We start from the raw sequence: 13546 nt of genomic DNA on the forward strand, positions 1-13546 counted from the left end.
CGTATCCGCTATGGCGGACCCTCACCGGTTACGCCGAGGCTAGCTTGGCACCCGGCCCTTCGCCTCCACGGCAGCCCGAACGACGCCAGATAACCCACACCGAGGTTGCATAAGTCAGCGTGGGCGCCAGGCACCCGGCCCTCAACTCGGCAGCACCACCGACCACAGAAATCACGCCCCGCCCCGAGGCGTCGACCCACTACGGCCTCCACACCCCTTGACTCGACCTACAGCCAGCTAGCCCAGCCGCGTCATCCAGCCGTGGGTGTCGGCGAAGGTGCCGCGCTGGATGCCGGTCAGCGTGTCGCGCAGCGCCATCGTGATCTCGCCCGGTTCACCGTCGGCGATCGTGAACTCGCCGTCGCTGTGCTTGACGTGAGACACCGGGGTGATGACGGCGGCGGTGCCGCAGGCGAACACCTCGGTGATCTCGCCGGCGGCGGCCTTCTTCTGCCACTCGTCGACATCGATCTTGCGCTCCTCGACCGCGAAGCCGGCGTCAGTGGCCAACTGCAGCAACGAGTTCCGGGTGATGCCGGGCAGCAGCGAACCCGACAGCTCGGGGGTGACCAATCGCGCGGTGCCGCCGCTGCCGAACACGAAGAACAGGTTCATCCCGCCCATCTCTTCGACGTAGCGGCGCTCGATGGCGTCGAGCCACACCACCTGGTCGCACCCGTGGTCGGCGGCCTCGGCCTGGGCCAGCAGCGACGCCGCGTAATTGCCACCGAACTTCGCTGCGCCGGTACCACCCGGCGATGCCCGCACGTACTCGTGGGACAGCCACACACTGACCGGCTTGATACCCCGCGGGAAGTACGCGCCGGCAGGTGAAGCGATGACCAGGTAGCGGTACCGGTCGGCCGGACGCACCCCCAGCCCCGGCTCGGTCGCGATGATGAACGGCCGCAGGTAGAGCGACTCCTCACCGCCGGCCGGCGGCACCCACTGTCCGTCGACGGCGATCAGCTGACGCAGCGACTCGAGGAACACCTCGGTCGGCAGCTCCGGGATCGCGAGCCGGCGCGCCGAGGTCTGCAGCCGCGCCGCGTTGGCCTCCGGCCGGAACGACACGATGGACCCGTCGTTCCAGCGGTAGGCCTTCAGCCCTTCGAAGATCTCCTGCGCGTAGTGCAGGACGACCGCCGACGGATCGAGTTCGATGGGTCCGTACGGCAGCACCCGCGCGTCATGCCATCCCTGGTCGACGGTGTAGTCGACCGACACCATGTGGTCGGTGAAGAACTTGCCGAAGCCCGGGTTGCCGAGCACCTGGGCGCGTACCTCATCGCTCGCCGGATTCGCAGCGCGATCGACGGTGAACGAGAGGCCTTCAGTCATGCAGGCGATTGTATAACCGCCTGGGAAGGGATTTATCGCGTGCGGGTGTCCACGAACGGCGGTTTGACCACCTCACACTCGACGGCGCGGCCCCGCACGTCGACCGTGACGCGGGCTCCGTCGGCGACGCCGGCGGCGGTGTCGATGAGCGCCAACGCGATACCGACTTTGAGTGTGGGAGAAAACGTTCCGGAGGTGGTGACACCGACGGGGGTGTCGCCGTCGAGCACGGTGAGCTCGCCGCGCAGCACGCCGCGGCCGACGGCGCGCAGCCCGCGCAGCGTGCGCCGCGGTCCCGCCTCCTTCTCGGCGAGCAGCGCCTCACGCCCCCAGAAGGCGTCTTTCTTCCAGCCGACCGCCCAGCCGCAGCGCGCCTGCAGCGGTGAGATGTCGCGCGAGAGTTCGTGACCGTGCAGCGGATAACCCATCTCGGTGCGCAGCGTGTCGCGGGCGCCGAGGCCCGCGAGCTCACCGCCCGCGTCGCGCACCTTCTCGACCAGGGCGTCGAACACCACCGCGGCCTGATCCCAGGTCGGCAGCAGCTCGTAGCCGTGCTCGCCGGTGTAGCCGGTGCGGCAGACCCGGACGTCGACACCGTCGAACACCGCGTCGGCGTAACCCATGTAGTCCATGTCGGTGGGCAGTCCGAGCCCGCCGACCACATCGGCCGCCCGGGGTCCCTGCACGGCGAGCACCGCGCGTGAGCGGTGTTCGTCGGTGACCGTCACCCCGGCGGGTGCGCGCTCGATCAGCGCGGCGACGACGTCAGCGGTGTTGGCCGCGTTGGGCACCAGGAAGATCTCGTCGTCGGAGACGTAATAGGCGATGAGGTCGTCGATCACCCCACCGTCGTCGGTGCAGCACAGCGTGTACTGCGCCTTGCCCGGACCGATGCGGCCCAGGTCGTTGGTGAAGGCGGCGTTGACGTAGTCGGCTGCACCAGGACCGGTGACCAGCGCCTTGCCCAGATGGCTGACGTCGAACAGGCCGACCGTCGTGCGGGTGGCGGTGTGCTCGGCGACGGTGCCCGCGTAGGACACCGGCATCAGCCAGCCCCCGAATTCGGCGAAGGTGGCCCCGAGCTCGCGGTGCCGGTCTTCGAGCGGGCCGGTCAACGGTGTGTCACTCACGCCGACCCACACTAGTAGGCAGTGGCTAGGGTGAATCCCCGTGAGCACCCCAGCCGGTTACCAGTCCCCTGCCGTCACCGTCGCCAGCGCGCTGCCCAAGCGCAAAGTCGAGTCGTCCGTGCTGATCGTGCCGGTGGTGAGCGTCGGCGACGAGCCACGGGCCAGCGTGGTCGCCGCGGACCACCTCGACGCGGGTTCGGTGGCCGAGATCGAGGCCGCGCTGGCCGCGCTCGGCGCCAAGGGCGGCGCGGAACAGGTCACCCGTGTGCCGGTGGCGTCGTTGCCGGTGGGCAGCGTGCTCGCGGTCGGGTTGGGCAAGAGCCGCGACGAGTATTCGGCCGAGACGATCCGGCGGGCCGCAGGAGCGGCCGCGCGCTCACTCAACGGGGTGGAGTCGGTGCTGACCACGCTGTCGGTGCTGGACACCGAGGCCGCCGTCGAAGGCCTGATCCTCGGCTCCTACCGCTTCACCGAGTTCCGCAGCGGCAAGACCACCCCCAAGGACGCCGGCCTGCGCAAGATCACCGCGCTCACCGCGGACACGAAGGCCGCCACCAAGGAGGCCGCGGCCCGCGGTGAGGCCATCGCGACGGCAGTCGCCACGGCCCGCGACTTCGTCAACACCCCGCCGAGCCATCTCTTCCCAGACGAATTCGCTAAGCGCGCAAAGGCTTTGGGCGAGGATGCCGGCCTCGAGGTGGAGGTGCTCGACGACAAGGCGCTGACCAAGGGCGGGTACGGCGGCATCATCGGCGTCGGCAAGGGCTCGTCGCGGCTGCCCCGGCTGGTGCGCCTGGCCCACCGCGGCGGCAAGGGCCGCAAGGCCAAGACCGTGGCGCTGGTGGGCAAGGGCATCACATTCGACACCGGCGGCATCTCGATCAAGCCGGCGGCGAACATGCACCACATGACCTCCGACATGGGTGGCGCCGCCGCGGTGATCGCGACCGTCGTGCTGGCGGCCCGCCTCAAGCTGCCGATCGACGTGATCGCGACGGTGCCGATGGCCGAGAACATGCCGTCGGGCACCGCGCAGCGGCCGGGTGACGTGTTGACGCAGTACGGCGGCATCACCGTGGAGGTGCTCAACACCGACGCCGAGGGCCGGCTGATCCTGGCCGACGCGATCGTGCGGGCGTGCGAGGACGAGCCCGACTACCTGATCGAGACGTCGACGTTGACCGGGGCGCAGATGGTCGCGCTCGGTGCGCGTACGCCGGGGGTGATGGGCAGTGACGAGTTCCGCGACCGGGTCGCCGAGATCTCGCAGTCGGTGGGCGAGAACGGCTGGGCGATGCCGCTGCCCGAGGAGCTGAAGGACGACCTGAAGTCGACGGTGGCCGATCTGGCGAACGTCAGTGCGTCGCGCAACGCCGGCATGCTGGTCGCGGGCACGTATCTGCGGGAGTTCGTCGCCGACGGGGTGGCCTGGGCTCACATCGATATCGCGGTGCCGGCCTACAACTCGGGTGGGCCGTGGGGCTACACCCCCAAGGGCGGCACCGGCGTGCCGACGCGCACGATGTTCGCGGTCCTGGAGGACATCGCAGTCAACGGCTGAGCAGTCAACGGCTGAGCAGTCAACGGCTGAGCAGTCGGGGTGAAGCAGGGTCAGACGAACTTGCCGCCGCGCGCCCCACTGCGCATCGCCGCCGGGGCGGCGTGTGCGATCGCGTAGACGACGTGTGCCTCCGGTGTGACGGGACGCACCGCCTTCTTCTTGGTCACCGCGCTGACGATCGCCGCAGCCACTCTCTCGGGACCGTAGCGGCGCACCGCGAAGCCCCGCTTGGCCCGCGCCCGCAGCTTCTCGGCGTCGGCGTTCCTGGACTCGGGCAGTGAGAAGCGGGTGGTGTCGACGATGTTGGTGCCGATCACTCCGGGACAGATGGTGGTCACCCCGATACCGGCCGAATCCAGTTCTGCGCGAAGGCAATCGGAGAACATGAAGACCGCCGCCTTCGACGTGCAGTAGGCGTTCATCATGTTGACCGGCGTGTAGGACGCCATCGAGGCGATGTTGACGATGTGTCCGCCGGTGCCGCGCTCGACCAGGCGCCGACCGAAGGACCGGCAGCCGTTGACCACGCCGCCGAAGTTGATGTCGAGCACGCGGTCGAACTCGTCGGCGGGCGTGTCGAGGAAGTAGCCGGCATGCCCGACGCCGGCGTTGTTGATCACGATGTCGGGCACCCCGTGCTCGCCGCAGACCTCCTCGGCGAAGGACTCCACGGCGGCGGCGTCGGCCACGTCGACGAGGTAGCGGTGCGCGGTCGCACCCACGGCGGCGAGCTGGCGTGCGGTCTCAGCCAGCCCGTCGCCGTCGACGTCGCTGATCACCAGCTCGGCCCCGTCGCGCGCGAACGCCAACGCGGTCTCGCGGCCGATTCCACTGCCGGCACCGGTGACCGACACCAGCGTGTCGCCGAACGGTCGCCGCTCCCGTCGCATCTCGGCGCGTCGCAACTCCCGGGCCGCGGGGGCACCGTCGAGGTGCTCGACGAACTGGCGCACCGCGCGGGCGTACAGCTCCGGGTGGGTGTCGGGGGCGGGCTGCCCGGTCGCCACCTCGCGCCGCCACAGGCGCGGCAGTGTCGCGGGGAGATCGTCGCGACGGCCGGCCACGCGATCCGACGAGACGATCAGCTGCACCGGCACATCGACACGCTGCGCGGGCCCGAACGGGCGCCGCCGACGCCGTCGCCGTTGAACCGGCGGCGACAGCGTCACCGACGCGACAGCGGCACCCGGCCGCGTCAGCGCGTCCCACACCGCGGCGACCGCGGGCCCGTGGGCGATCACGTGGACGGGGCGGTCCCCGGTCAGCGCGGCGGACAGTCCGGCCGGGTCGGTGTGGACGACGCGCGCGCCGTCAAGCAACCCCGCCACGTTCGTCCAGATCTGCGGCGAGTCAGGGTGGGCATGCACCGCCACGATGGTCGGCCCGTCGGTGTTCACGAGCCGCACGCTACTAGCGGTCCAACTCCTCGCGGGCGGCGCGCTTGCGCTCGATGCGACGGCGCTCGTCGTAGTCCCGCATGCGCTGCGGATAGCCGACCTTCTGCACGTCGTAGACGGGGATCTTCAAGCGGTCGGACAACTTGCGTGCGCCGGCGTAACCGCCCGCGCGGCGTCTGGTCCATTCGCCGTCGGCGGCGACGAGCACCACGGTGACGTCGGTGACCGTCGTCTTCGGTTCCACGAAGGCCTCGACACCGACGTGTTCGGCGACCCATTGCTGCAGGTAGCGCAGATCGACCGCAGGATCGGCACCGGCACGCCCGCCACGACGCCGGCCTTTCAGCGCGTCGAACAGTCCCACCTGGGGTCGCTCCTTCCGACTGCCGAACCCCTCGCTTCGATAGTGCCAGAGCGCTCGGTGCACGCGTCTGCGGCGAAACGTCGCATCGGACGTGACAGGATGGGGAACCGACACCTCGAGACCGTGAAATCGACCACGAACGACCGTGCAAGGGAGCCACGACACTATGGCCATCTCCGTCCAGATGCCCGCCCTCGGAGAGAGCGTGACCGAAGGGACTGTCACCCGCTGGCTGAAGCAGGAGGGTGACACGGTCGAGGAGGACGAGCCGCTGTTGGAGGTGTCGACCGACAAGGTCGACACCGAGATCCCGTCCCCCGCATCCGGGGTGCTGAAGAAGATCGTGGCTCAGGAGGACGACACCGTCGAGGTCGGCGGCGAACTCGCCGTGATCGGTGACGCCGACGAGTCCGATGACAGCGGTAGCGACGACGACGGAGCTGACGAGGAGCCGGCCGAGGAGCCGGCCGAAGAGCCCGAGCCCGAGGCCGACGACAGCGCCGACGAGGAGGAGTCCGCGGACGAGCCGGAGGACAAGCCCGAACCCAAGAAGTCCTCGGGCGGCTCCGGGAAGTCCACACCGGTGCTGATGCCCGAGCTCGGCGAGTCCGTCACCGAGGGCACCGTGACGCGCTGGCTCAAGGAGGTCGGCGACAGCGTGGAGGTCGACGAGCCGCTCGTCGAGGTCTCCACCGACAAGGTCGACACCGAGATCCCCTCGCCCGTGGCCGGCACGCTGCTGTCCATCACCGCCGAGGAGGACGACACCGTCGAGGTCGGCGGTGAGCTGGCCAAGATCGGCGACGCCAGTGAGGCCGACAGCGAGCCGGAACCTGAGCCGGAGCCGGAGCCGGAACCTGAGCCGGAGCCCGAGCCGGAACCCGAGCCCGAGGCCAAGGAAGAGCCGAAGCAGGAATCGAAGCCCGAGCCCAAGCCGGAGCCCAAGAAAGAATCCAAGCCCGAGCCCAAGAAGGAACCCGAGAAGGAACCGGAGCCGGCATCGGCCGGCTCGTCGTCCGGCGATTCGGGTCCCTACGTCACCCCGCTGGTGCGCAAGCTCGCCGGCGAGCACAACGTCGACCTGTCCTCGGTGAAGGGCACCGGCGTCGGCGGCCGCATCCGCAAGCAGGACGTGCTGGCCGCCGCGGAGGCAGCCAAGAAGCCGGCCGAGGAATCCAAGCCGGCACCCGCCGCCGAGGCGCCCGGCAAGACGACCACGCCCGCTCCGGCGCCCGAGGGTGCCCTGGCGCATCTGCGCGGCACCACGCAGAAGGCGAACCGGATCCGGCAGATCACCGCGAAGAAGACCCGGGAGTCGCTGCAGACGACGGCGCAGCTCACCCAGGTCCACGAGGTCGACATGACCAAGATCGTGGCGCTGCGGGCCAAGGCCAAGGCCGGCTTCAGCGAGCGGGAGGGCGTCAAACTGACCTACCTGCCGTTCATCGCCCGCGCGGTGATCGACGCGCTGAAGCTGCACCCGAACGTCAACGCCAGCTACGACGAGGACTCCAAGCAGATCACCTACTACGACGCCGAGCACCTCGGCTTCGCGGTGGACACCGATCAGGGTCTGCTCTCGCCGGTGATCAAAAACGCCGGGGACCTGTCGCTGGGTGGGTTGGCGCGGGCGATCGCCGACATCGCCGCCCGCGCCCGCTCGGGTGATCTCAAGCCCGACGAGCTGTCCGGTGGCACGTTCACGATCACCAACATCGGCAGCCAGGGCGCTCTGTTCGACACCCCGATCCTGGTGCCGCCGCAGGCGGCGATGCTGGGCACGGGCGCGATCGTCAAGCGGCCGCGGGTCATCGTCGACGAGTTCGGTAACGAGTCGATCGGCGTGCGCTCGGTCAGCTACCTGCCGTTGACCTACGACCACCGCCTCATCGACGGCGCCGACGCCGGCCGGTTCGTCACGACGATCAAGCGTCGCCTCGAAGAGGGTGCCTTCGAGGCCGACCTGGGGCTGTAGACGACGGTGTCGATGCCACCCGATTCGGTCATCGCGATCGCGGGTTCATCCGGTGTGATCGGGACGGCGCTGGTCTATGCGCTGCGCTCCACCGATCACCGGGTGATCCGCATCGTGCGGCGCGCCCCCTCCAACGCCGACGAGGTGTACTGGAACCCCGACACCGGTGAGTTCGACGCGAGCGCCCTTCAGGGCGTGTCGGCCGTGGTCAACATGTGCGGTGTCAACGTCGGCGAGAAGCGGTGGTCGGGCGCGTTCAAGCAGAGCCTGCGCGACAGCAGGATCGGCCCGACCGAGGTGCTGTCGCGCGCCGTCGTCGACGCGGGGGTCCCCGTGCTGGTCAACGCCAGCGCCGTCGGCTACTACGGCGACACCGGCTCCCGGCCGGTGGACGAGACGGCCGCGCCAGGGAGCACGTTCCTGGCGCGGCTCACCGTGGACTGGGAGGCCGCGACGACGGTCGCCGCCCGGGCGGGCGTGCGCGTCGTCCTCCCCCGCACCGGTCTGGTGATGTCGCCGTCGGGCGGGATGCTCGGGCGGATTCGGCCGCTGTTCTCGCTGGGGCTGGGCGCGCGGCTGGGCAACGGACGTCAGTACATGTCGTGGATCAGCCTGGAGGACCAGATCCGCGCGCTGTTGTTCGCGATCACCCACGACGAGCTGGCGGGCCCGGTGAACTTCACCGGCCCGGCGCCGGTCACCAACGCGGAGTTCACCACGGCGCTCGGGCGCACGGTGAACCGGCCGACACCGTTCGTGGTGCCCGGGTTCGCGCTGCGCACGGTGCTGGGCGAGTTCGCCGACGAGGGGGTGCTCGGCGGTCAGCGCGCGATCCCGGCCGCACTCGAGAACGCCGGCTTCCGGTTCCACCACAACACGATCGGCGAGGCATTGCGGTTCGCCACCGCCGGCAGCCGTGAGTAACGTCGATTCCATGGGGTCGATCCGCTCGAGCAGCGACACAGTCGTGGTGCGCAGGCTCGGCACGCTCGACTATCAGACGGCGTGGGATCTGCAGCGGGAGATCGTCGCGGCCCGGGTCGACGGCGGCCCCGACGAGTTGCTGCTGCTGCAGCATCCGTCGGTGTACACGGCAGGTCGGCGCACGCTGCCCGAGGAACGTCCCGCGGACGGCACGCCCGTCGTCGACACCGACCGCGGCGGCAAGATCACCTGGCACGGACCCGGTCAGCTGGTCGGTTATCCGATCGTCGGGCTCGCGGAGCCGATGGACGTCGTCAACTTCGTGCGCCGTCTCGAAGAGGCGTTGATCACCGTGTGCGCCGGCTTCGGCCTGCAGACGGGCCGCGTCGAGGGTCGCTCCGGCGTGTGGCTGGCCGCCGACGGGCCGCGCCCGGAGCGCAAGATCGCCGCGATCGGCATCCGGGTGGCGCGCGGGGTCACCCAGCACGGGTTCGCGCTGAACTGCGACTGCGATCTCGGCGCCTACGGCTCGATCGTGCCGTGCGGCATCGCCGACGCGGGTGTCACCTCGCTGACCGCCGAGCTCGGCCGCCGCGTCACCGTCGACGACGTCCTCACCCCGGTGGCCGACGCGGTCTGTGACGTGCTCGACGGCCGGCTCCCCGTGGCCGGTCACGCAGTAGCATCGATGCAGTGAGTGTCGATCCCGGTAACCGCAAACTGCTCCGGCTCGAGGTGCGCAACGCGCAGACGCCGATCGAGCGCAAACCACCGTGGATCAAGACCCGCGCCAAGATGGGCCCCGAGTACACCGAGCTCAAGTCTCTGGTCCGCCGCGAAGGCCTGCACACGGTGTGCGAAGAGGCGGGCTGCCCCAACATCTACGAGTGCTGGGAAGACCGCGAGGCCACCTTCCTGATCGGCGGCGAACAGTGCACCCGTCGCTGCGACTTCTGCCAGATCGACACCGGTAAGCCGGCCGATCTGGACCGCGACGAGCCGCGCCGCGTCGCCGAGAGCGTGCAGGCGATGGGGCTGCGGTATTCGACGGTGACGGGTGTGGCGCGCGACGATCTGCCCGACGGCGGCGCGTGGCTCTACGCCGAGACGGTCCGCCAGATCAAGGCGCTCAACCCGAACACCGGCGTGGAACTTCTCATCCCCGACTTCAACGCCGACCCCGAGCAGCTGGCGCAGGTGTTCGAGACGCGGCCGGAAGTGTTGGCGCACAACGTCGAAACGGTGCCCCGCATCTTCAAGCGAATCCGGCCGGCGTTCCGCTACGAGCGCAGCCTGTCGGTGCTGACGATGGCCCGCGCAGACGATCTGGTGACCAAGAGCAACCTGATCCTCGGCATGGGTGAGACACCGGAGGAGGTGCGCACCGCGCTGCGCGATCTGCACGACGCGGGCTGCGACATCGTCACGATCACCCAGTACCTGCGGCCGTCGGCGCGGCACCACCCCGTCGAGCGTTGGGTGCATCCCGACGAGTTCGTCGAGCATCAGCAGTTCGCCACCGAACTCGGCTTCGCCGGTGTGCTGGCCGGACCCCTGGTCCGCTCGTCGTACCGGGCGGGGAAGTTGTACGCGCAGACAATAGCGTCGCGGTCCGCGCAACCGACGCCCACGCCATAGATATCCTCAACGTATGGCGAAATCGCGTAACCCCGCTGAGGTCAAGGCCGCGAAGGCGGAGGCGAAGGCCGCTCGCAAGGCCGCATCGAAGCAGCGGCGCAGCCAGCTGTGGCAGGCGTTCCAGATCCAGCGCAAAGAGGACAAGCGGCTCCTGCCGTACATGATCGGCGCGTTCGTGCTGATCGTGGCGGCGTCTGTGGCGGCCGGTCTCTATGCGGGTGGCTTCACGATGTTCATGCTGATCCCGCTGGGCATCGTGCTGGGCGCGCTGGTCGCGTTCATCATCTTCGGCCGGCGCGCACAGAAGTCGGTGTACACGAAGGCCGAGGGGCAGACCGGCGCGGCGGCGTGGGCACTGGACAACCTGCGCGGCCAGTGGCGGGTGACGCCCGGGGTCGCCGCGACCGGACACTTCGATGCCGTGCACCGGGTGATCGGCCGGCCCGGCGTGATCTTCGTGGCCGAGGGTGCACCGAACCGGCTCAAGCCGCTGCTGGCGCAGGAGAAGAAGCGCACGGCCCGCCTGGTCGGCGATGTCCCGATCTACGACGTGATCATCGGCAACGGCGACGGCGAGGTGCCGCTGTCGAAGCTGGACCGGCACATGCGCAAGTTGCCGGCCAACATCACGGTCAAGCAGATGGATTCGCTGGAGTCGAGGCTGGCTGCGCTGGGCTCCAAGATCGGCCCGGCGGCGATGCCGAAGGGTCCGCTGCCCGCACAGGCGAAGATGCGCGGAGTGCAGCGCACCGTGCGTCGACGCTGACGCCCCGCGCGCCACACTTGCCACACCCGTCGACGGCGGCGACAATTCGCTGCGGGCCGTCGCGCCCAAGGGGGGACGGGCCATGTGCACTGCGTGTGAGTGGGCGCCGCATTTTGCTGCGTTCGGCAGGACGAGCTCGGCGTCGCTGACGCGCCGTTCGGTCCTTCGCGCTGCCGCGGTGACGACGGCGGCGGCCGTGACTGCGAGCGCGTGCGGGACGGGGTCCCAGGCACCGGCCACCACCACCGCCGGTGCCGAGCGCAAGGCCGACACGGTGTTCCACAACGGCCGCGTCTACACCGTCGCGACCGCGCAGCCGTGGGCCGAGGCGGTCGCGGTCACCGGTAACACGATCAGCTACGTCGGCGACAGCGCCGGGGCCAAGGCGCTGGCCGGACCGGACACCACGGTCGTCGACCTGGCGGGCGGGTTCGTCATGCCGGGCTTCGTGGAGGGCCACATCCACCCGTTCCTGGGCGCGTTCCTGACCACCGGCGTCGACCTGCAGGTGCCCACCGGGCAGGACGCGCTGGACGCGATCGCCGCCTACGCGAAGGCCCATCCCGACGGGCCGATACGCGGGTTCGGTTGGCGGGTGGACATGTTCGGCCCCGAGGGGCCGACGCGCGCCGATCTGGACCGGGTGCTGCCCGACCGGCCGGGATTCTTCTTCGCCATCGACGGGCACAGCCTGTGGGCGAACAGCAAGGCGCTGGAGATCGCCGGGGTGACCCGCGAAACGCAGGACCCCATCCCCGGGTTCAGCTACTACGCGCGCGACGAGAACGGCGAGCCGACCGGCTACGTGCTGGAGGTGACGGCGGTGCTCGGCATCGTCAACGCGATCGAACCGATCTCGCCGGACACCATGAAGACGCTGCTCATCGACTGGCTGCCGAAGGCGTCGGCCGCCGGCATCACCACGGTGTTCGACGCCGGGGTGCCGCCGATCGGCGACGATCAAGGGGCGTTGATCGCGCTCTACACCGACGTGGAGAAGCAGGGCAACCTGCCGTTCCGGGTGGTGGCCTCCTACAGCGTCAAGGGACCACCGGTCGACAATGCGGTCGCCGAGCTGACCGGCATCCGGGACCGCATATCGACCGACCTGGTCAGTGTCGGCGTCGTGAAGGTGATCGGCGACGGCACCCAGGGCGGATACACGGCCTGGCTGATCGAGCCCTACGCCGACAAACCGGACTCCATCGGCGCGTCGCCGTTCACCGAGGCGCAGTGGCGTCAACTGGTGGGCGAGGTCGACGCCGCCGGCTTCGACGTGCACGTCCACGCCTGCGGTGAACGCACCGTGCGCACGGCGCTCGATGCGGTCGAGGCGGCGATCGCGGCCAACCCACCCCGCGACCGCAGGCACACGATCGCGCACCTGGTGTACGTCCAAGATCCCGACAATCAGCGGTTCGGTCCGCTCGGTGTCGTCGCGCAGTTCTCGGCGAACTGGATGTCAGGAGATCCCGACACCCTGCAGAACATGGCCGTCCGGTACGGCAAGCCCCGCGCTGACCTGATGTATCGCGCACAGGAGGTGCTGCGCTCAGGCGGCCGCATCTCGCTGGGCACCGATTGGCCGGCCGCGGGCTACTTCTCCACCTACAAGCCACTCGACTCGATCCAGATCGGGGTGACGCGCCAGCTGATCGGTGAGCCGGCCGCCCCGGTCCTCGTCCCGGTCGACCAGAAACTCACGGTCGCCGAGGCGGTGCACGCCAATACGCTCGGCGCGGCCTACCAGCTGAGGCTCGACGACAAAGTCGGCTCACTGGAAGTGGGCAAGCGCGCCGATCTGATCGTGCTGGACCGCAACCTGCTGGAGATCGATCCGCGCGAGATCCACGCGGCGACGGTGACGACGACGATGATGAACGGCAAGGTCGTCCACCAGGGTTAGCGCTTCACCACCGCGGTCTTGGTCGCCAGATCATGCAGGCCGCGCAGGTCGGAGTCGGTGAACAGCGCGGGGATCACCAGGGTGATCAGCAGGCCACGCCCCAGCGCACGGCCGGCGCCCACGTGCAGCCGGCCGTCGACCGGAACCACTTTCAGACCGAGCGCCAGCTGGCCGGGCGAGAACCCGAAGAGACGCACCGAGGCCACGCCGAGCACGAACCAGACGATGAGCTGGACCGTTTGCACCGGCACGGTGAAGGAAACGACTGCCACCACCAGAGCGGCGAGACCGAGAGCTATCACCCAGTCGACAATGAGCGCTGCGATGCGGCGGCCGAAGCGGGCGATCGAGCCCGGGCCGTCCTTGGGCAGGCCCAACCGCTCGCCGGGATAGCTGCCGGGCGCGGGTGTTCCCGCTCCGGACAGCCACGAGCCGAGACCGGAACCGGACGTGCGTGCCATATCGCCAGGATAGTGTCGCGGCGGCAGGCACCGCCCACGGCGGCCGAGACGGCACGCGTAACGTCCACGCAACATGTGCTTGA

General features: G+C 69.7%; 12 protein-coding genes. 7 read left to right on the plus strand and 5 right to left on the minus strand.

Annotated features, from left to right (window positions below; all coding sequences use genetic code 11):
• Positions 1–237 precede the first annotated feature (237 nt).
• Both DMB80_RS14985 and gcvT read right to left on the minus strand, forming a co-directional pair.
• Positions 238–1341 (minus strand): branched-chain amino acid aminotransferase, encoded by a 1104-nt coding sequence (locus DMB80_RS14985; protein ID WP_046366479.1) that lies wholly within the window; start codon positions 1339–1341, stop codon positions 238–240.
• Positions 1342–1373: 32 nt separating this feature from the next.
• Positions 1374–2471 carry a glycine cleavage system aminomethyltransferase GcvT gene (gene gcvT, locus DMB80_RS14990; protein WP_111510648.1) on the minus strand — a complete coding sequence of 366 codons (1098 nt, stop codon included), beginning with the start codon at positions 2469–2471 and terminating at the stop codon, positions 1374–1376.
• 40 nt (positions 2472–2511) lie between these two features.
• Here gcvT and DMB80_RS14995 point away from each other — a divergent pair, with 40 nt between their 5' ends.
• The gene (locus tag DMB80_RS14995; RefSeq protein WP_111510581.1) at positions 2512–4032 is read left to right on the plus strand and encodes a leucyl aminopeptidase; all 1521 of its coding nucleotides are present in this window, start codon (positions 2512–2514) and stop codon (positions 4030–4032) included.
• A 50-nt stretch (positions 4033–4082) separates the two neighbouring features.
• Here the strand turns inward: DMB80_RS14995 and DMB80_RS15000 are convergent, their stop codons facing one another.
• The gene (locus DMB80_RS15000; RefSeq protein WP_240431210.1) at positions 4083–5438 is read right to left on the minus strand and encodes an SDR family oxidoreductase; all 1356 of its coding nucleotides are present in this window, start codon (positions 5436–5438) and stop codon (positions 4083–4085) included.
• Positions 5439–5442: 4 nt separating this feature from the next.
• Entirely contained in the window at positions 5443–5793 is a 351-nt protein-coding gene (locus DMB80_RS15005; RefSeq protein WP_111510583.1) for an oxidoreductase, read from the minus strand.
• A 166-nt stretch (positions 5794–5959) separates the two neighbouring features.
• Between DMB80_RS15005 and sucB the strand changes: the two genes are divergently transcribed.
• The 6 genes from sucB (at position 5960) to DMB80_RS15035 (ending at position 13002) form a co-directional block, all read left to right on the plus strand.
• Entirely contained in the window at positions 5960–7768 is a 1809-nt protein-coding gene (sucB, locus tag DMB80_RS15010) for a 2-oxoglutarate dehydrogenase, E2 component, dihydrolipoamide succinyltransferase (RefSeq protein WP_111510584.1), read from the plus strand.
• A 12-nt stretch (positions 7769–7780) separates the two neighbouring features.
• Positions 7781–8692 carry a TIGR01777 family oxidoreductase gene (locus DMB80_RS15015; RefSeq protein WP_111510649.1) on the plus strand — a complete coding sequence of 304 codons (912 nt, stop codon included), beginning with the start codon at positions 7781–7783 and terminating at the stop codon, positions 8690–8692.
• A 10-nt stretch (positions 8693–8702) separates the two neighbouring features.
• Positions 8703–9389, plus strand: coding sequence for a lipoyl(octanoyl) transferase LipB (gene lipB / locus DMB80_RS15020; RefSeq protein WP_111510585.1), 687 nt, complete (start codon positions 8703–8705; stop codon positions 9387–9389).
• On the plus strand, positions 9386–10330 hold the full coding sequence (gene lipA / locus DMB80_RS15025) for a lipoyl synthase (RefSeq protein WP_111510586.1): 945 nt from the start codon (positions 9386–9388) through the stop codon (positions 10328–10330). The genes lipB and lipA overlap by 4 nt, the downstream gene beginning before the upstream one ends.
• A 13-nt stretch (positions 10331–10343) precedes the next feature.
• Positions 10344–11096: a DUF4191 domain-containing protein gene (locus tag DMB80_RS15030; RefSeq protein WP_111510587.1), complete on the plus strand. Its 753-nt coding sequence runs from the start codon at positions 10344–10346 to the stop codon at positions 11094–11096.
• Positions 11097–11178: 82 nt separating this feature from the next.
• Positions 11179–13002 carry an amidohydrolase gene (locus DMB80_RS15035; RefSeq protein ID WP_111510588.1) on the plus strand — a complete coding sequence of 608 codons (1824 nt, stop codon included), beginning with the start codon at positions 11179–11181 and terminating at the stop codon, positions 13000–13002.
• Here DMB80_RS15035 and DMB80_RS15040 read toward each other — a convergent pair.
• Positions 12999–13463 carry an RDD family protein gene (locus DMB80_RS15040; RefSeq protein ID WP_111510589.1) on the minus strand — a complete coding sequence of 155 codons (465 nt, stop codon included), beginning with the start codon at positions 13461–13463 and terminating at the stop codon, positions 12999–13001. The two genes, DMB80_RS15035 and DMB80_RS15040, sit on opposite strands and share 4 nt — an antisense overlap.
• Between the last annotated feature and the right edge of the window lie 83 nt (positions 13464–13546).

The organism is Mycobacterium kyogaense, from assembly GCF_003254575.1.
Classification (GTDB): Bacteria; Actinomycetota; Actinomycetes; order Mycobacteriales; family Mycobacteriaceae; genus Mycobacterium; species Mycobacterium kyogaense.